This window comes from Nocardia sputorum, assembly GCF_027924405.1.
GTDB classification, from domain to species: Bacteria; Actinomycetota; Actinomycetes; order Mycobacteriales; family Mycobacteriaceae; genus Nocardia; species Nocardia sputorum.
Genome location: NZ_AP026978.1, coordinates 2101109 through 2119273, shown reverse-complemented (window position 1 = coordinate 2119273; position 18165 = coordinate 2101109). Strand labels below are relative to the sequence as shown.

General features: G+C 69.6%; 18 protein-coding genes. 6 read left to right on the top strand and 12 right to left on the bottom strand.

The features are described 5' to 3' along the window. Positions 1-5: 5 nt before the first annotated feature. The 7 genes from carB to QMG86_RS09775 form a co-directional block, all read right to left on the bottom strand. Positions 6-3314 (bottom strand): carbamoyl-phosphate synthase large subunit, encoded by a 3309-nt coding sequence (carB, locus tag QMG86_RS09805; RefSeq protein WP_281879022.1) that lies wholly within the window; start codon positions 3312-3314, stop codon positions 6-8. Beyond that, the gene (carA, locus tag QMG86_RS09800; RefSeq protein ID WP_281879020.1) at positions 3314-4426 is read right to left on the bottom strand and encodes a glutamine-hydrolyzing carbamoyl-phosphate synthase small subunit; all 1113 of its coding nucleotides are present in this window, start codon (positions 4424-4426) and stop codon (positions 3314-3316) included. Before carA ends, carB begins: the two co-directional genes overlap by 1 nt. Continuing rightward, positions 4423-4944, bottom strand: a complete 522-nt coding sequence (locus tag QMG86_RS09795; RefSeq protein ID WP_281879018.1) for a PH-like domain-containing protein — start codon at positions 4942-4944, stop codon at positions 4423-4425. Before QMG86_RS09795 ends, carA begins: the two co-directional genes overlap by 4 nt. Before the next feature lie 38 nt (positions 4945-4982). Continuing rightward, positions 4983-6299 carry a dihydroorotase gene (locus QMG86_RS09790; protein ID WP_281879016.1) on the bottom strand — a complete coding sequence of 439 codons (1317 nt, stop codon included), beginning with the start codon at positions 6297-6299 and terminating at the stop codon, positions 4983-4985. A 46-nt stretch (positions 6300-6345) separates the two neighbouring features. Next, positions 6346-7305 (bottom strand): aspartate carbamoyltransferase catalytic subunit, encoded by a 960-nt coding sequence (locus QMG86_RS09785; RefSeq protein WP_281879013.1) that lies wholly within the window; start codon positions 7303-7305, stop codon positions 6346-6348. Between the two features lie 40 nt (positions 7306-7345). Further along, entirely contained in the window at positions 7346-7978 is a 633-nt protein-coding gene (pyrR, locus tag QMG86_RS09780) for a bifunctional pyr operon transcriptional regulator/uracil phosphoribosyltransferase PyrR (protein WP_281879011.1), read from the bottom strand. A 145-nt stretch (positions 7979-8123) separates the two neighbouring features. Continuing rightward, positions 8124-8660: an SAM-dependent methyltransferase gene (locus QMG86_RS09775; RefSeq protein WP_281879009.1), complete on the bottom strand. Its 537-nt coding sequence runs from the start codon at positions 8658-8660 to the stop codon at positions 8124-8126. Between the two features lie 52 nt (positions 8661-8712). On the opposite strand from QMG86_RS09775, the gene QMG86_RS09770 reads away from it, so the two are divergent. From QMG86_RS09770 to QMG86_RS09760, 3 genes are all read left to right on the top strand, one after another. Beyond that, positions 8713-9339, top strand: a complete 627-nt coding sequence (locus tag QMG86_RS09770; RefSeq protein WP_281879008.1) for an alpha-ketoglutarate-dependent dioxygenase AlkB — start codon at positions 8713-8715, stop codon at positions 9337-9339. Positions 9340-9408: 69 nt separating this feature from the next. Then, positions 9409-9858: an SgcJ/EcaC family oxidoreductase gene (locus QMG86_RS09765; protein ID WP_281879007.1), complete on the top strand. Its 450-nt coding sequence runs from the start codon at positions 9409-9411 to the stop codon at positions 9856-9858. 43 nt (positions 9859-9901) lie between these two features. Beyond that, positions 9902-10615 carry an HD domain-containing protein gene (locus QMG86_RS09760; RefSeq protein WP_281879006.1) on the top strand — a complete coding sequence of 238 codons (714 nt, stop codon included), beginning with the start codon at positions 9902-9904 and terminating at the stop codon, positions 10613-10615. Positions 10616-10660: 45 nt separating this feature from the next. Here the strand turns inward: QMG86_RS09760 and QMG86_RS09755 are convergent, their stop codons facing one another. After that, positions 10661-11236, bottom strand: coding sequence for a TetR/AcrR family transcriptional regulator (locus tag QMG86_RS09755; RefSeq protein WP_281879005.1), 576 nt, complete (start codon positions 11234-11236; stop codon positions 10661-10663). 85 nt (positions 11237-11321) lie between these two features. Between QMG86_RS09755 and QMG86_RS09750 the strand changes: the two genes are divergently transcribed. After that, a complete protein-coding gene (locus QMG86_RS09750; protein ID WP_281879004.1) occupies positions 11322-12305 on the top strand; it encodes a quinone oxidoreductase family protein in 984 nt (327 codons plus the stop codon). A gap of 41 nt (positions 12306-12346) precedes the next feature. Continuing rightward, positions 12347-13513 (top strand): serpin family protein, encoded by a 1167-nt coding sequence (locus QMG86_RS09745; protein WP_281879003.1) that lies wholly within the window; start codon positions 12347-12349, stop codon positions 13511-13513. 17 nt (positions 13514-13530) lie between these two features. Here the strand turns inward: QMG86_RS09745 and QMG86_RS09740 are convergent, their stop codons facing one another. From QMG86_RS09740 to QMG86_RS09725, 4 genes are all read right to left on the bottom strand, one after another. Further along, entirely contained in the window at positions 13531-14757 is a 1227-nt protein-coding gene (locus QMG86_RS09740) for an FAD-dependent oxidoreductase (RefSeq protein WP_281879002.1), read from the bottom strand. 118 nt (positions 14758-14875) lie between these two features. Beyond that, the gene (locus QMG86_RS09735) at positions 14876-15409 is read right to left on the bottom strand and encodes a DUF4334 domain-containing protein (RefSeq protein WP_281879001.1); all 534 of its coding nucleotides are present in this window, start codon (positions 15407-15409) and stop codon (positions 14876-14878) included. 98 nt (positions 15410-15507) lie between these two features. Beyond that, complete coding sequence (locus QMG86_RS09730) at positions 15508-16014, bottom strand: DMT family transporter (protein ID WP_281879000.1); 507 nt, start codon at positions 16012-16014, stop codon at positions 15508-15510. A 59-nt stretch (positions 16015-16073) separates the two neighbouring features. Beyond that, positions 16074-16562, bottom strand: coding sequence for a DMT family transporter (locus QMG86_RS09725; protein ID WP_281878998.1), 489 nt, complete (start codon positions 16560-16562; stop codon positions 16074-16076). A 209-nt stretch (positions 16563-16771) separates the two neighbouring features. Between QMG86_RS09725 and QMG86_RS09720 the strand changes: the two genes are divergently transcribed. Beyond that, entirely contained in the window at positions 16772-18028 is a 1257-nt protein-coding gene (locus QMG86_RS09720) for an ArsB/NhaD family transporter (RefSeq protein ID WP_281878997.1), read from the top strand. Positions 18029-18165: the final 137 nt, after the last annotated feature.

The following is an 18165-nucleotide window of genomic DNA, read 5'->3' as shown; positions in this document are numbered from 1 at the left end:
GCGGCTCACCCACGCAGCACCGAGTGCAGTTCCTGCAGGGACCGCACCCCGATGCCGCCGTTGATGCTGGCCTCGATGCCCTGCACCGCGGCCGCCGCACCCTGCACGGTGGTGATACACGGGATGTTCACCCCGACCGCCGCGCTGCGGATCTCGTAGCCGTCCACCCGCGGGCCGGAGTTGCCGTAGGGCGTGTTGAACACCATGTCGACCTCGCCGTCGCGGATCTGCTCCACGATCGTCGGCTCGTCGTCCGGGCTCACCTCGGAGTGCTTGCGCACCTGCTCGCACGGAATCCCGTTGCGGCGCAGCATCTCCGCGGTGCCCTCGGTGGCGAGGATGCGGAAGCCGAGGTCGTGCAGGCGCTTCACCGGGAAGACCATCGCGCGCTTGTCCCGGTTGGCGATCGAGACGAACACGGTGCCCTCGGTGGGCAGCGAGCCGTAGGCGGCGGTCTGGCTCTTGGCGAAGGCGGTGCCGAAATCGGCGTCGATGCCCATCACCTCGCCGGTGGACTTCATTTCCGGCGACAGCAGCGAATCGATGCCGCTGCCGTCGGCGCGCCGGAAGCGATGGAACGGCAGCACGGCCTCCTTGACCGCGACCGGAGCGTCCAGCGCGACGTGCCCGCCGTCGCCCTCGCTCGGCAGCATGCCCTCCTTGCGGAGTTCGGCGATGGTGGCGCCGAGCATGATCCGCGCCGCGGCCTTGGCCAGCGGCACCGCGGTGGCCTTGGACACGAACGGGACGGTCCGGCTCGCCCGCGGATTGGCCTCCAGCACGTAGAGCACGTCGTCCTTGAGCGCGTACTGCACGTTGAGCAGGCCGCGCACGCCGATGCCCTTGGCCAGCGCCACGGTCGAGCGGCGCACCGCCTCGATGTCGCTGCGGCCCAGCGTGATCGGCGGCAGCGCGCACGCGGAGTCGCCGGAGTGGATGCCCGCTTCCTCGATGTGCTCCATCACGCCGCCGAGGTAGACCTCCTCGCCGTCGCACAGCGCGTCGACGTCGATCTCGATCGCGTCCTCCAGGAACCGGTCGACCAGCACCGGGTGCTCCGGGCTGAGCTCGGTCGCGCGGGAGATGTAGCCCTCCAGGGAGTTCTCGTCGTACACGATCTCCATGCCGCGGCCGCCGAGCACGTAGGACGGGCGCACCAGCACGGGGTAACCGATGTCGGCGGCGATCTTGCGCGCCTGCGCGAACGTGGTCGCGGTGCCGTACTTCGGCGCGGGCAGCCCGGCCGCGACCAGCACGTCGCCGAACTCGCCGCGATCCTCGGCCAGGTCGATGGCGGCCGCGCTGGTGCCCACCACCGGCACGCCCGCCGCGGTGAGCCGCTGCGCGAGGCCGAGCGGCGTCTGTCCGCCCAGCTGCACGATGACGCCCGCCACGACGCCCGACTCGCATTCGGCGTGATACACCTCGAGCACGTCTTCGAAGGTCAGCGGCTCGAAGTAGAGGCGATCGGCGGTGTCGTAGTCGGTGGAGACCGTCTCGGGGTTGCAGTTGACCATCACCGTCTCGTAACCCGCCTGCGACAGCGTCTGCGCCGCGTGGACACACGAGTAGTCGAACTCGATGCCCTGGCCGATCCGGTTGGGCCCGGATCCGAGGATGATCACCTTCTCGCGCTCGCGCTGCGGCGCCACCTCGGACTCGGCCGCGGGGTCGAGTTCGTAGGCCGAGTAGTGGTACGGGGTCTTGGCCTCGAACTCGGCGGCGCAGGTGTCGACGGTCTTGAAGACCGGGCGGACGCCGAGCCGGTGCCGCAGCGCGCGCACGCCGGTCTCCCCCGCCAGCTCCGGCCGCAGCGCGGCCAGCTGGCGATCGGACAGGCCGTAGTGCTTGGCCCGCCGCAGCAGCGGCTCGTCCAGCACGGGCGCGTCGAGGATCTCCTGGCGCAGCTCGACCAAACCGGCCACCTCCGCGACGAACCACGGGTCGATGCCGGAGGCCGCGGCGACGTCCTCGATGCTCGCGCCCAACCGCAGAGCGCGCTCCACCTGGTAGATGCGTCCCTCGGTGGGGGTGCGCAGATCCTCCAGGATCGCCTCCACGTCGGTCCACGCGCCGTCGTCCTGGGTCCAGAAGCCCGCTGCCTTGGTTTCCAGCGAGCGCAGCACTTTGCCCAGCGCCTCGGTGAAGTTGCGGCCGAGCGACATCGCCTCGCCGACGGACTTCATGGTGGTGGTGAGCGTGCCGTCGGCGCCGGGGAACTTCTCGAACGCGAACCGCGGCGCCTTGACGACCACGTAGTCGAGGGTCGGCTCGAAGCAGGCCGGGGTTTCCTTGGTGATGTCGTTGACGATCTCGTCGAGCGTGTAGCCGATGGCCAGCTTGGCGGCGATCTTCGCGATCGGGAAGCCCGTGGCCTTCGACGCCAGCGCGGACGAGCGCGACACGCGCGGGTTCATCTCGATGACGATCAGGCGGCCGTCGCTCGGGTTCACCGCGAACTGGATGTTGCAGCCGCCGGTGTCCACGCCGACCTCGCGCAGGATGGCGATGCCGAGATCGCGCAGCTTCTGGTACTCACGGTCGGTGAGCGTCATCGCCGGGGCGACGGTCATCGAGTCGCCGGTGTGCACGCCCATCGGGTCGACGTTCTCGATCGAGCAGACCACCACGACGTTGTCGCGGCCGTCACGCATCAGCTCGAGCTCGTATTCCTTCCAGCCGAGGATGGACTCCTCGATGAGGACGTTCGCGGTGGGCGAGGCGGCCAGACCGCCGCCGGCGATGCGATCGAGGTCGGCTTCGTTGTACGCCATGCCGGAACCGAGGCCGCCCATGGTGAACGAGGGCCGCACCACCACGGGGTAACCGAGTTCGGCGACCGTCTCGCGGACCTCGTCCATGGTGAAGCAGACCCGCGAGCGGGCGCTCTCGCCACCCACCTTGGCCACGATGTCCTTGAACTTCTGCCGGTCCTCACCACGCTGGATCGCGTCGAAGTCGGCGCCGATCAGCTCCACGCCGTACTTCTCCAGCACACCGCGCTCGTGCAGCGCGACCGCGGTGTTCAGCGCGGTCTGACCACCCAGGGTGGCCAGGATGGCGTCCGGACGCTCCTTGTCGATGACCTTCTCCACGAACTCCGGCGTGATCGGCTCCACGTAGGTGGAGTCGGCGAACTCCGGGTCGGTCATGATCGTCGCCGGGTTCGAGTTGACCAGCGACACCCGCAGGCCCTCGGCCCGCAGCACCCGGCACGCCTGCGTGCCGGAGTAGTCGAATTCGCACGCCTGGCCGATGACGATCGGGCCAGAACCGATCACCAGGATGTGCTTCAGATCCTCGCGGCGAGGCATCAGGCTCCTTCCATGAGACCGGCGAAACGGTCGAACAGGTACGCGGCGTCGTGGGGACCGGCGGCGGCCTCCGGGTGGTACTGCACGGAGAAGGCCCGGCCGTCGACCAGCCGCACGCCTTCCACCGTGCCGTCGTTGGCGCAGACGTGACTCACCTCGGCGGTGCCGAAGGGGGTGTCGAACCGCTCGCCCCGCTCGCCCTCCAGCGCGAAGCCGTGGTTCTGCGCGGTGATCGAGATCCGGCCGGTCTCGTGCTCCACCACCGGGATGTTGATACCGCGGTGGCCGAACTTCATCTTGTAGGTGCCCCGGCCGAGCGCGCGGCCGAGGATCTGGTTGCCGAAGCAGATGCCGAACAGCGGCAGACCCGTGCCCAGCACGCCCCGGGTCAGCTCGACCGCCGTGTCGGCGGTGGCCGGGTCGCCGGGGCCGTTGGACAGGAAGACCCCGTCCGGCTTCAGTTCGAGGATCTGGTCCAGCGTGGTGGTCGAGGACACCACGTGCACCCGCATGCCGCGCTGCGCGAACATGCGCGGGGTGTTGGTCTTGATCCCGAGGTCGACCGCGACGACCGTGCGCCGGTGGTCGCCGTCCGGCTCGATCGTGTAGAGCGCGTCGGTGGTCACCTCACCGGCCAGGTCGGCGCCCAGCATGGACGGCTGCCCGTTCACCCTGGCCACCAGCTCGTCGGCCGCCGCCAGCGCGGCACCGGAGAAGATGCCCGCCTTCATCGAGCCACGGGTGCGCAGGTGACGGACCAGCGCGCGGGTGTCGATGCCCGCGATGCCGACGACCTGCTGCCGTTCCAGCTCGTCCGGCAGCGTCCTGGTGGCGCGCCAGTTGGACGCGCGTCGCGCGGGGTCGCGCACCGCGTACCCGGCGACCCAGATCTTGGTGGACTCGTCGTCCTCGTCGTTCCAGCCGGTGTTGCCGATCTGCGGCGCGGCCGCCACCACGATCTGGCGGTGGTAGGACGGGTCGGTGAGGGTCTCCTGATACCCGGTCATCGCGGTGCAGAACACCGCCTCACCGAGCGTCTGGCCCACGGCGCCGTAGGCCCGGCCGCGGAATACCCGGCCGTCCTCCAGCACCAGTGCTGCTTCTCCTGTCATCCCTCGTCATCTCCCGTCATCGTCCCGCTCTGATCCGCCGCCGGAAGCCGGCGCCAAGCCGGGTAGACCGACTTGTCGTCGCCGCGGAAACCCGTATCGATCTCGGTTCCGGTCGGCAGCTTCCAGCGAATGACCAGCACACCATCTTCCGTCATCACTTTGCCCGCGTGGCCGCGTTCGGTGCGCACCGCGGTGATGGATTCCTGCGGAATCCAGATCACCGTCGCGCCGTCACGTTCGAGCAGAATCCCCCGTTCGAACCGCGTGAGTTCCGCGGTGGCCCGGAAACCCAGGTCCCCCACCGTGATCCGGTCCTGCCAGCTGGGCGCGATCGTGCTGCCCAGGTAGAGGCCGGTGGTCGGCTCCAGCACTTGCGCGCCGAGTTCGGCGGGCACGGCGGGCAACGTGCCGATGCGCTCTGCCTGACGCGCCGCACGGTTGCGCCAACCCCGGTACATCAGCCAGAGGCAGACCGCGAACAGCACCAGCAGCCCCACCACCCAGAGTGTTCTCTCCACTACGAACCTCCTCGAAGGGCCGCGCCTCGGTCACTCATCTATGCCTCCGCCCGGTGGCCCAGCGCCTTGCCGTCCCTGGCGGTGACCCGGCCGCGCAGCAGCGTCGCCGTCACCCGCGCCGGGAAGGTCATCGCCTCGAACGGCGTGTTGTTCGAGATGCTGGCCAGTTCCTTGCCGCGCACCGTCCAGCTCGCCTTCGGGTCGACCAGCGTCAGGTTGGCCGGCTCGCCGACCTCGAGCGGCCTGCCGTGCTCGTCCAGGCCGACGATCGCGGCCGGGCGCTCGCTCATCACGCGGGCGACGCCGCGCCAGTCCAGCAGCCCGGGCTCGACCATGGTCCGCACGATGATCGACAGCGCCGTCTCCAGTCCCAGCATGCCGGGCCGGGCGGCGGCGAACTCGCAGCACTTGTCCTGCTCGGCGTGCGGCGCGTGGTCGGTGGCGACGCAGTCGATGATCCCCTCCGCCAGCGCCTGCCGCAGCGCGGCGGCGTCGGACGCCTCGCGCAGCGGCGGATTGACCTTGTTGACCGCGTCGTAGGTCTCCAGCCGCGAGTCGTCCAGCAGCAGGTGGTGCGGGGTGACCTCGGCGGTGATGGAGATGCCCTGGGATTTCGCCCACCGCACCAGCTCCACGGTGCCCGCCGTGGACGCGTGGCAGATGTGCACCCGCGCGCCGGCGTCCCGCGCCAGCAGGGCGTCGCGCGCCACGATGGATTCCTCGGCCGCGCGCGGCCAGCCGGCCAGCCCCAGCCGGGCCGCGGTGGGCCCCTCGTGCGCGATGGCGCCCTTGGTCAGTCGCGGCTCCTCCGCGTGCTGGGCGATCAGCACCCCGAGCGAGTTCGCGTACTCCAGGGCGCGGCGCATGATCAGCGGGTCGTAGACGCAATGGCCGTCGTCGGAGAACATGCGCACGGCGCCCACGCCCGCGGCCATGGTCCCCATCTCGGCGAGCTGCTTGCCCTCGAGCCCGACGGTGACCGCGCCGACCGGATACACGTCGACCAGGCCGACCTCCCGGCCGCGTCGCCACACGTGATCGGTGACGACCACCGAGTCGGCGACCGGGTTGGTGTTGGCCATCGCGAACACCGCGGTGTAGCCGCCCAGCGCGGCGGCCGCGGATCCCGACTCGATGGTCTCGGTGTCCTCGCGGCCCGGCTCGCGCAGGTGGGTGTGCAAGTCGACGAAGCCCGGCAGCAGGATCTGGCCGTGCGCCTCGATGATCTCGGCGTCGACGACGTCCAGATGGGTGCCGATCCGGCGGATCTCGCCGTCGGCGACGAGCACGTCGACCGGTTCGCCCTCGCCGTACAGCAGCGCGCCCTTGATCAAGACGGCGGTGTGCTCACTCATGCTGCGTCCTCTCCGGCACCAGCGGCGCCCTGCGCGGTCACGGCACTCATGCGACTGCCTCCTGGGTCCCGACGAGCAGGCGGAACAGCACCGCCATCCGCACGTGCACGCCGTTGGTGACCTGTTGCAGCACAGCGGCTTTCGGAGAGTCCGCGACCGAGGACGCGATTTCCATGCCACGCAGCATCGGGCCGGGGTGCAGCACGACGGCGTGGTCCTCCAGCAGCGCCAGCCTGCGCTCGGACAGCCCGTAGGTGATCGAGTACTCGCGGGCCGACGGGAAGAATCCGCCGTTCATCCGCTCGGCCTGCACGCGCAGCATCAGCACCGCGTCGGCGCCGATCAGCTCGGCGTCCAGATGGTGCGAGACGCGAGCGGGCCAGGCCTGCACGCCGACCGGCAGCAGTGTGCGCGGGGCGACCAGCACGACCTCCGCGCCGAGCGTGGCCAGCAGGAAGACGTTGGATCGGGCCACCCGGCTGTGCAGGATGTCACCGACGATGACGACCCGCTTGCCCTCGATGTCGCCGAGCCGCTGCCGGAGCGTCAGCGCGTCCAGCAGAGCCTGGGTCGGATGCTCATGCGTGCCGTCACCCGCGTTGATGACCGCCGGACCGGAGGTGCGCCCGGCCGAGACCGCCCACTCGTCCATCCAGCGCGCGATCTGGTGCGCGGCGCCGGAGGCCGGGTGCCGCACGATCAGTGCGTCGGCTCCCGCGGCGTGCAAGGTCAGCGCGGTGTCGCGCAGCGATTCGCCCTTGGCGACCGAGGAGCTGCTCGCGCTGACGTTGATCACGTCCGCGCTCATCCACTTGCCCGCCACCTCGAACGACACCCGCGTCCGGGTGGAGTTCTCGTAGAAGACCGTCATCACGGTGCGTCCGCGCAGCGTGGGCAGCTTGTGCACCTCACGGCCGAGCAGGGCCTGTTCGAAGCGTTCGGCCTCGTCGAGCAGCTCGTTCGCGGCCGCGCGATCGAGCGCGGCGACCGACAGCAGATGCCTCACGCGCCTGCCTCCTGCCGCGAGCCGGCGTGCGGCATACCCATCACGCCTCCTCCTGATGCAGGTAGACGCCGTCACGGCCGTCGTGTTCGGTCAGCAGCACCGAGATGTCCTCGGAACGGCTGGTCGGTACGTTCTTGCCGACGTAATCGGCGCGGATCGGCAGTTCGCGGTGACCGCGGTCGATGAGCACCGCCAGCTGCACCGCGCGCGGGCGGCCCAGATCACGCAGGCCGTCGAGGGCGGAGCGGACGGTGCGACCGGAGAACAGCACGTCGTCGACCAGGACCACCAGCGCGTCCTCGATGCCGCCTTCCGGAACGGAGGTGCGTTCCAGCGGCCGGTGCGGGCGGCTGCGCAGATCGTCGCGGTACAGCGTGATGTCGAGCGAGCCCAGAGCCGGGCGGACGCCGGAGAATTCCTCGATCTTCTCGGTGAGCCGCGCGGCCAGGGTCGTTCCCCGGGTGGGAATGCCGATCAGCACCACCCGCGGCGCGTCCGGTTCGCCCGAGTCCAGCGCGGTCTTCTCGATGATCTGGTGCGCGATGCGCGCGACGGTCCGCCCGACATCCGAAGCCGACAACAGCTCTCGCCCCGCCGCCACCCACTCCGGGGTATGTCGCTGCGATGTCTCCGCAGCGCCGGACTTGGCGGCCCGTTCTTCGGGCACGGCCATGCCGACCTCCTTCCCCGCCTCACCGGACGGTCCGTTAAAGGATGTCTTACGGCAAGCAGCGTAGCAGCGCGTCGAACCCCGTTTTCACCAGGCATATCGCGCTGTGAGCGGGGCCACTGGTCGCGGCGGGGAAGCCGGCGGCGGGCTACCGGCGCACCGCGAGGACGAGTCCCAGATCCCGGCTGCCCAGAGCGGCCGGACGGCCGAGTGGCGCCACCAGATCGTCCCAGGCCCGGAAGGTGGTTCGCCATCCGTGCTCGGCGAGCCATTGTCCGGCCTCCGGTCCCAGTCCACTCGGTTCGCGCGGCCCGTCGGCCCCGGGCCGCACCAAGCGGCGCAGTTCGGCGTATCGCTCGCTGTGCTGGTCGGAGTCGAACTGGGCGACACCGAAGCGACTGCCCGGCGCGGACAGGTCGGTGAGCGTGTCCACCACCCGAAGCGCTTCCTCGCGCCGCAGATAGCCGAGGACACCCTCGTCGATCCAGTGGGTCGGGACCTCGGCCCGGAATCCGCTCGCGCGCAGGGCGCCCGCCCAGTCTCCGCGCAGATCGGCGGCCACGACATGACGTGCGCAAACCGTCCGCGCGTCGGCGGCGGCCAGCACCGGCTCCTTGAACGCGAACAGCTCCGGCAGGTCGATCTCGAAGACGTCGAGTTCGCCGGGCAGCGGCAGCTCCGACACCTTGACCGAAAACCGCTAGCACATATGTTCGATCGACGGTAGGCTCGGGCGCATGTCCACGCCGCTGCAAGGATCGTTGCTCGACGGGTTCGGCGACACCGAGTTCGCGCCGCTTCGCGATGCGCGCCGCACCGTGCTGGACCACGGGGCCTGGGTGGATCTCCTGCCCGGCTGGCTGTCGGGCGCGGACGCGTTGTTCGACCGGCTGGTCGAGGGCGTGCCGTGGAAAGCCGAGCGCAGGCCGATGTACGACCGTGTGGTCGAGGTGCCCCGGCTGCTGCGGTTCTACTCGGAGCACGAGCCGCTGCCGGACCCGGCGTTGGCCGACGCCCGTACGGCATTGAACGAGCACTACCGGCCCGAACTCGGCGAACCGTTCCGCACCGCGGGCCTGTGCTACTACCGGGACGGACGCGACAGCGTCGCCTGGCACGGCGATACCATCGGCCGCGGCGCCACCCACGACACGATGGTCGCGATCGTGTCGATCGGAGCGCCGAGGGCGCTGCTGCTCCGGCCGCGCGGCGGCGGCCAGAGCATCAAATATGTTGTGGGACATGGCGACCTGCTGGTCATGGGGGGATCTTGTCAGCGCACCTGGGAGCACGCCGTGCCGAAGACGCGCAAGCCCACCGGTCCGCGGATCAGCATTCAGTACCGGCCGCGCGGCGTCCGCTGACCCTTGTGCGCCAAGCCACAATGTGCACGACTTGACCTGAACCGACGTTCAGGTCGGAAGCTCGTCGGCATGAGCACGACAGCATCCACACCACCCCTGGTCGAGGACACGACGGTCGACCACTCCGACGACATCGCGGCGATCCGGCAGATCGTCGCCAACGCGGAGACCGGCTTCAACACCAACGACGCCGACCTGCTGTCGGCGGATTTCACCGCCAACGCGGCCGTCGTCAACGCGATGGGCACGCTGATCACCGGATTCGACGCGCTGCTCGACTCCAACCGCAGAGGTCTGGCCGGGTTCCTGCGAGACCAGTGCGCCCGTTACGAGATCGCCGACATCACGTTCCTGCGCCCGGACGTCGCGATCGCGCACAAGCGCGCGTGGGCGACCACACCGGACGGCGAGCTCATCGAGCACGACCACGCCATGATCGCGCTGTACGTCTTCGTCAAGGAGGGCGAGCGCTGGCACATCGCCGCCCGGCAGAACACTCTGGTGCCGAAGGCCGAGTGATCGTCGTCCGTCATGTGTCCCCCGCTCCGGTTAGCCTGGCAGCATGAGCAATCCAGGGGCGGGGGTCTTGGCCGTGATGCCGCTGCACACGATCAGCGAGGTCTACGGCGAGGCCGGGCTGCGGGAACGACTACTGCTGGAAATCGCCGAGCTGCCGGATACGCCGCGCTTGGCCGCGGCGCTCGATCTCGCGGCCGACCTGCATAAGGACGATCGGTACGGCCGCGAGCCCTACCTCAGTCATCTACTGCGCGTGACGATTCGGATCATCAGCCACTACGAGGTCCGGGACCCCGACGTGGTCGCGGCGGGGCTGCTGCACGACTCGGTCGAGGACCACGCCGCCGAGCTGGCGGCCGATCGATCGGGGCCTGCCGTCGACGCCGCGCTGGGCGCGCTCACCGATCGTTTCGGGGCGCGAGTGGCCGATCTCGTGGCGGCGGTGACCAATCCTGAACCGGATCCGGCGCGTGACCGGCAGGCACAGTACCGCGAGCATGTCGCGATGAATCTGGACCGGGACCCGTGGGCCCGCGTCATCAAGCTGTCCGACTTCACCGACAACGGCGTCGGCATCCTCTACGCCACCGGTCCCGCGATGGCGAAGCTGGCCGCCAAGTACCGTCCGCTCACCGACGTATACCGCGACCTGGTCACCCGGCCGGACACACCGCTCGCCGACCACGTCCGGCAGCATATCCTCGATCAGCTCGACCGGGCCGACGAGCGCTTCGAGGCCATTCTGTCGCGAGACTGATCACCGCGCAGGCACGGCGTACCCGATGCCGCGGCACAAGGATCGTCACGGGCTGCGCAGCACCGATTCGACCAGCTCCCGCACCGCCGCCAGCAAGCGCTCGGTCTCGCCCGCCCGGACCATGGCCGGCACGAGTTCGGCGCTCAGTGCGCCCAGCAGCAGCCGCCCGACCACTTCGGCATCCAGGTCAGGACGGGCTTCGCGCAGCAACGTGGTGATGTGGTTGTCCCAGAACGCGTGGAACTCGGCCGTCCTCGGATGCGGCGGCTCGGTGCGATAGGCGACCATCAGCTCGGAATTGTCGATCACCAGCCGCGCCATGGCGTCGAAGTAGGCGATCAGGCGGGCGTCGGCGGGCGCGCCGGGGCCAAGGGGTGGCGGTCCACTGCTGATCGCGTCCATCAGCGCGACCGCGCTCTGCGCCACCATCTCGTGCAAGAGCCCGGCGCGGTTGCCGAAACGATGGAAGATCGTGCCTTTACCCACTCCGGCGGCGGCCGCGACGCGATCCATGGTGATGGCCTCGGCGCCGTGCTCGGCCAGCAGCGCGAACGTGGCGTCCAGGATCGCCCGCCGGTTGCGCGCCGCGTCCGCCCGTTCCCTGGGCCGTTCGTCGCCCATGGCACCCGCTTTCTAGACAACTTGACCGACGGTCCATATCATCGAGCGAGATAATTGGACCGTCAGTCAACTTATGGAGTTCGTGATGCAGGCAATCGTAATGACGGCGACGGGAAGCCCGGACGTGCTGGTGACCACGGAGGTCCCGGCGCCGCGGGCGGCCGCCGACGAGGTGGTCATCCGCGCCGAGGCGATCCCGGTGCTGTTCCCGGAGACCAAACTGCGCTCCGGCGAGTTCCCCATCGACGCGCCGCTACCGCTGGTCTTCGGTTTCCAGGCGGCGGGAGTCGTCACGGAGGTCGGCGCGCAAGTCGATCCGGCGCTCATCGGGCAACGAGTCGTGGTGGCGACCAGAGGTTTCGGCGCCTACGCCGAATTCGTCGCCGGTCCCGCGGATTCGGTTGCGCGCATTCCGGACGGCCTGTCCACCGTGGACGCCGCGGCAGTGCTGATGAACGGATCGGTGGCGATTCCACTGCTGGAGACCGCCGCGCTGACCGGTGCCGAAACCGTCCTGATCGAGGCCGCCGCCACCGGTATCGGCAGCGCCCTGACGCAGCTGGCCAAGGAGTTCGGAGCGGCTCGCGTCATCGGCACCGCCGGCGGCCCGGAAAAGGCGGCCAGGGCGCGTGAGCTGGGAGCCGACGACGTGATCGACCACAACGATCCGGCGTGGATCACCCGGCTGCGCGAAACACTCGGTGGCGCGACGGTGGACGTGGTGTTCGATTCGATCGGCGGTGGAAGCGCCACAGACCTGCTGGACCTGATGACACCCCTGCGCGGCCGCATGCTGGGCTACGGCTGGTTGTCCGGCGCGCCCGCCCAGGTGTCGGCGGCCGACCTGATCATGCGCGGCCTGACCTTCACCGGCTGCGCGGGACCGGACTGGCTGGATCGAGTCGCCCGGGCGCGCGACACCGTGCTGGCCCGCGCGGCGAGGGGCGGACTCGATCCGCTGGTCGAGGCGGTGCTGCCGCTGGACCAGGCGAGCCACGCGCATCGGCTGCTGGAGGATCGAGCGCCGCTGGGCAAGATCGTGCTGCGTCCGGGAATCGCCATGTCCTGAGAGCGGCCCGAGGACCGCGCGGCCGTGACTAGGGTGGTTGCGTGCGGACGTCCCTCGAATCCCATGTCGGTGCCGCCAACGCCCTCACGGCACGGTGGTGCGCGGCGGCGGGCGAGCAAGACTTCGTGGTCTCCGGCGCCGGGGTCTGGCCACTGCTGGCCTTGCTCGCCTCCGCGGCGGACGGTCCGGCGCGGGATGAGCTGGCGACAGCGGTCGGCCTACCGGCGGCGAACGGACAAGACTCGGCGCTCCGGTTGTTGCGCGATATCCGGCGCTCGGACGCGGTGTCGGCGGCACTCGGCGTGTGGGTGGGCCGCGATCTGCCGCTGCACGAGGCATGGTCGCGGGCGCTGCCCGAGGGAGTCCTCGCCCGGCTGGCCGGGCAATCCGAGCTCGACAGCTGGGCCGCCCGGCACACCGGCGGGCTCATCGAACGGTTCCCCGTCGCGGTCGATCCCGGCGCGCTGCTGGTGCTCGCCACCGCACTGGTCGCGAAGACCCGGTGGAAGATTCCCTTCGACGTCGGGACCCTGACCTCGAAAGACGGCCCCTGGCAGGGGCATCGTGGTCCCGGCCTGTCCCGGGTGAGCGGCGATCCGGCGAATGCCGCGATCCTGGACGCGCCGCAACCGGTCACCCGCGTTGTCGTCGAAGGTGTCGCCGATCTCGACGTCCATCTCCTGACCGGTACGGGCACCGCCGGCGTCGTACTGGAAACGGGCCTGGCGGCACTGGCGGGCGCCGTGCCGATCCGCTCCGATCTACCGGTCGGCAGCGCGGGGCCGGGGCTCACCGTGCGCAGCGAGCCGGTGCAGACCCGCAGCGGACAACTGCGACTCCACCTGCCTCCCTTCGAAGTTCGATCCACCCACGATCTCCTCGCCGCGGCCGGCCTGTTCGGCCTCGCCGACGCGGCCGACTGCTCCCATGGTCACTTTCCGGCGATCTCATCGTTGCCGCTCTGCGTCGGCCAAGGAGCACAAGAGGTGCTCGCCCGGTTCGGCCACGAGGGTTTCGAGGCCGCCGCCGTGACGGCCTTCGCATTACGCGCCGCGGCGGCCCCACTGCGGCACAACCACGCGCCCGTCGTCTCGGTGGTCTTCGACCGGCCCTTCGGCTTTCTCGCCGTGCATCGCCTGTCCGGCCTCGCGGTCGTCGCGGGTTGGATTGCCACCCCGCCCGCGACATCCCCCGACGCCACGGCCTGAGGCGCCGCGCCGAACCGCTAGCGCCGAGCGAAGTAGGGCGCGTGCTCCGGCAGGACGCCGCGAGCGAGCAAATAGGGTGGCACGCTGCGTAGTACGGGAACGCGACGCAGTATGCGGACCGGCAGCGGCGCGCGAGCGGCACGGGCGATGTCGACGCGCCCTTCGAGAGCAGGGACGATCGCGAAAGCATGCAGGAGTCGCTGTATGCCCTGGGTCACGACGGTCGGGAACCTCCGCCGCCGTTGCACCTTCGCCAGATCCCTGGTCCCGAGCGTGCCGGACAGCAACCGCGGAGCGAGGATTCCGGCCGCGGCCACGGCGTCCTGCACGGCCAGGTTGATGCCGACGCCGCCGGCCGGGGACATCGCGTGCGCGGCGTCCCCGAGGCAGAGCAGGCCGTTGGTGTACCACTGGGTCAGCCGGTCGAGTCGCACATCCAGCAACTTGACCTCGTCCCAGCTGGTCAAGGCGTCGACCCGATCGGACAGCCAGGGCGCGGCCTCGGCCAGGCCGCGCATGATGTCCTCGACCGGCCCCTGGCGGGCGGACTCGTCGGCGCCCTTGGCGATCAACGTCGCGCACTGCCAGTAATCGCCACGGTCGAGCAGAACCGCCACGCGCCCGGCGCTGACGATCGGCAGCGCGCCCGCGGGGTCGATCTCCGTGCGCGGCAAGCGGAACCACCAGACGTCCATCGGCGTCGGCCAGGTACGGGTGGGCAGCCCCGCGGCCGCCCGCAGCAGCGAACCGCGGCCGTCGCAGGCCACGGTCAGGTCGGCTTCGATCGAGCCGCTCGAACCGTCGACGGTCCGGTAGGTCACGCCGCCGACCCTGCCGTCGATCCAGACCAGGTCGGTGGCCTCGGTGTTCATCCGCAGCCGGAAGGTGGGCTCGGCCTCGGCAGCCCGCGCGAGCAGATCCAGCAGATCCCACTGCGGCACCATGGCGACGTACTTGTGCTTGCCCGGCAGGTTCTTCAACGTGGCGAGTGTCTGCAGGCCCCCCGCGATCGGCAGCTGCACCTGATCCACTTTCCGCGCGGGGAGTTTCGCGAATTCGGCGCCCAGCCCCAGTTCATCGAGCAGGTCGAGGGTCGTGGGATGCACAGTGTCGCCGCGGAAGTCGCGTAAGAAGTCCTTGTGCTTCTCCAGCACCGTGACCTCGACACCGCCCCGTGCGAGCAGCAGCCCGAGAATCATTCCGGCCGGTCCCCCGCCGACCACCAGGCATGTCGTGCGTTCCATCGACTGTGCCTCCCTCGGTCACCATCGCCGCAAGGCGTCGCCTGTTTGCGCAAATCCTAGTGCGGCGGGCACGGCGCCGGACGCGGATCGGCCGTGGCCGACCGGATCGGCAACCGCCTCAGCCGATGTCCCGGCGCAGGACGAAGAAGTACGGTTCCGCCATACCGCGCAAATCCATCACGCCGAACAAGGTGTGCTCGTCGGCGCGCCGGAAGTGGTCGATGATCGGCAGGTGGTCGTAGACCATCGCGGCACTGGTCACGCCGCGGTATTCGACCGCACGCAGACGTGCGGTGTACTTGCTGGTGCGCAACGCGGGACGCAGGACCGGCAGCGCCTTGCGCACAGCACGCACACCCGACAGCGGCACCCGCCCGGCCAATGCGACCGGGACGCGGCGCGGATCGACGGGGAATACCGTGCCGCCGGAGGTGAACAGCAGCGGATGCACGCTGTCGGGACCGTCGAACTGCTTGCCGTACCAGCCCGAAGCCACCAGCACGCCATCCATCGGATGACCGGTGTCCAGTTCCTCGCCGCGCCAGCGCCCCGTCGTGATCTCCTCGACCCGCGCGGTCGGGAGGCGATCGAACAGTGCCCACGCCTGCTGCGCGGTATGGACGTCCGTGACGGTCAGATCGTTCGCGGCCATGTCTCCTACTTCCTTCGGCGAGGCAACAGTGCGATAGATACCCTATCCATCTCTCAGATCGTGGCGGTCGACCAGGTCCTGCTGCGCCCCGCGCGGGCTCAGTAGCTCGCCATGAGGTAGATCCCGGCGATGATCATGACGCAGGCGACGATGCGTTTGGAACTCACCGCACGCCGCGGGAACCCCATCAGCCCGAAGTGGTCGATCGCGAGCGCACCGAACATCTGTCCCGCGATGATCAAGGCATTGAAGGTGCCTGCGCCCACATCGGAAGCCACGGAGATCATCGCCAGGATCGCGGCCCCGCCGAGCAGGCCGCCGAACGGCGCCCACCGTGGCATGCTTCGGACGTCGGCCTTCGTCGGCCACGGCCGGTTGGTCGAAACCAGCAGCGCCACCGTGAGGAAGATCGCGAAGCCGGTGAATGCCACGGCGTAGGAGATCACGCCGCACAGCCAGACATTCTTCAATGCCAGCTTCAGCGAGTTCTGGCAGCCGGCTTCCACGGAACGCAGTGCGCCGCCGACCAGGATGAACGCGAAGATGAGTGCCATCGTGGCGCGGGGCAGCGCGGCACGGGTCTTTTCGGCGGTCTGGACCGTCATCGGGAGTCCTCGGGAGAGTGCGAAGGGTTGGTTTGCCGGCAGTGGGGCGCGTACCGCCGTCAGGTGACGCTGACCCTGGGCTCACCGGCCGCGGGCTCGTCGGCCATCAGGTAGATCGCGAGCGTGATCAGCCCGCACGCCACCAGACGCGGAATGCTGGCGGATCGCTCTTCGAATCCCATGAGGCCGAAGTGGTCCATGATCACGGCGACCACCATCTCGCCTACGATCACCAGCGCGCTGAACGTCGCCACTCCGACATGACGGGCGACGGCGATCATTCCCATCACCGCCGCGCCGCCCAGCAGGCCGCCGAAGGGCGCCCACCACGGCATGTTCCGCACGTCGTCGAGCGTCGGCCACGGACTCTTCGACGACAGCGCGAGGAAAATCGAAAACCCGGTCAGCGCAACGGCATACGAGATCACGGCGCACAGCCACATGTTCTTCATGTGGTTCATCAACGTGTTCTGGCAGCCGGCCTCGGCCGACCGTAGGCTGCCTCCGACCAGGATGAACAGAAATACCAGTCCGATGGCGATGCTCATGGGCAATACATCCTTGACTCGGCGGCGGACGAAGCCGAGATTTCCTCGGACACAACGGTTTCCACCCGACGAATGGGCCGGCGCGCCCGACCCTGTGTGACCCGAATAACGTACCATCGTCTAACGGCACGTTCAACGGGTAAACAGGAATCGCCGTCTCGGGTCAGCCCGCCCCTCGGCCGGGAAGGGGGCGACCGAAAGAGGCTGCCATGATGGCAGTCGTGCCCGAACTGGTCGATTCCTCTGTGCGAAACCCGCCCGCGACCACGTCCGGGCCGCGACTGAGCGTCCTGGACCGGGTCCGCCTCGCCTTGCTGGCGGCCGGTGTGCTGTGCGTGCTCACCGGGCTTCTGCCCCGCGACGAGGCCGCCGCGAACATGCGCCGCATCGGCCCGCTGTTGTTGTTTCTCGCCGGCGTCATCGTGCTGGCCGAACTCACCAGGCAGGCCAAAGTCTTCGACGCCATCGCCCATCGCCTCGCGATCCTCGGGCGCGGCTACTACCCCGCGCTGTTCGGTCTCTGCGTACTGTTCGCCTCCGCCACGACGGTCCTGCTGAACCTCGACACCACAGCCGTGCTCATCGCCCCGGTCATGCTGGCACTCGCGGCGCCTGCCCGCATTCCGCCACTGCCGCTGGCCATGACCACTCTGTGGCTGGCCAACACCGCGAGCCTGCTGCTGCCGGTCTCCAATCTCACGAATCTGCTCGCCGCCGACCGGGTGGCCCTGACCGCGTCCGGATTCGCGGCGAAGATGTGGGCGCCACAACTGGTTTCGGTCGCCGCGACGACGGTGTGCTTGTGGGTGTGGTACTGGCGGCGCGGACGCCGGGAAACCGACCGCTATCTGCCGCCCGAGCCGATCCGGCCCACGAACTTCCGAGAACGCTCGCTGTTCTTCACCACAGCGGGGGCTTGCCTGCTGTTCATCGTCGCGATACCCCTCGTCGGCGATCGGATCGGTATCGCGGCGGCACTCGCGGCGCTGATCGCGTTGGCGGCGTTCGCCGTGTTCGACCGCGGCGCCTTGCGGTGGTCACTCATCCCGTGGCGGCTGTTCGTTTTCGTGGTCGGCCTGTTTCTGGTGGTACCCACCCTGAGCCGACTCGGTCTCGGTGACTTGATGCACGCCCTGATCGGCACCGACCCGGGCGCGTCCGGCGCGTTCCGCGCCGCGGCGGCGGGTGCGGCTCTGTCCAATGTCGCGAACAACCTGCCCGCTTACACGGCCGGCGAGTCGGTGATTCCCGCGCAGAACGGCGATCAGCTCCTCGCCTTGCTGATCGGCACCAATGTCGGCCCTGTCGTCACGCCGTGGGGCTCGCTCGCCACCCTGCTGTGCTTGGAATTCTGCCGCATGCACGGTGTACGGGTCCCCATGCGGCGTTTCGTCCTGACCGGAGCCGCCCTCGCCGTGGTCGCCACCGCTGGAGCGGTCGCAGCGCTGCTGGTCACTGGCAGCTAGGCGGCGAAAACAGCGCCTCTCTTGACCTCGAGCGCGGTTGAGGTACGAGGATAGCCGCCGAGGCCGGATCGAGACGCACGTCGAGGTCCGATCTCACGCGCGGAACCACCGGTTCCGGTCGTGCTCCCGCTGGTCAT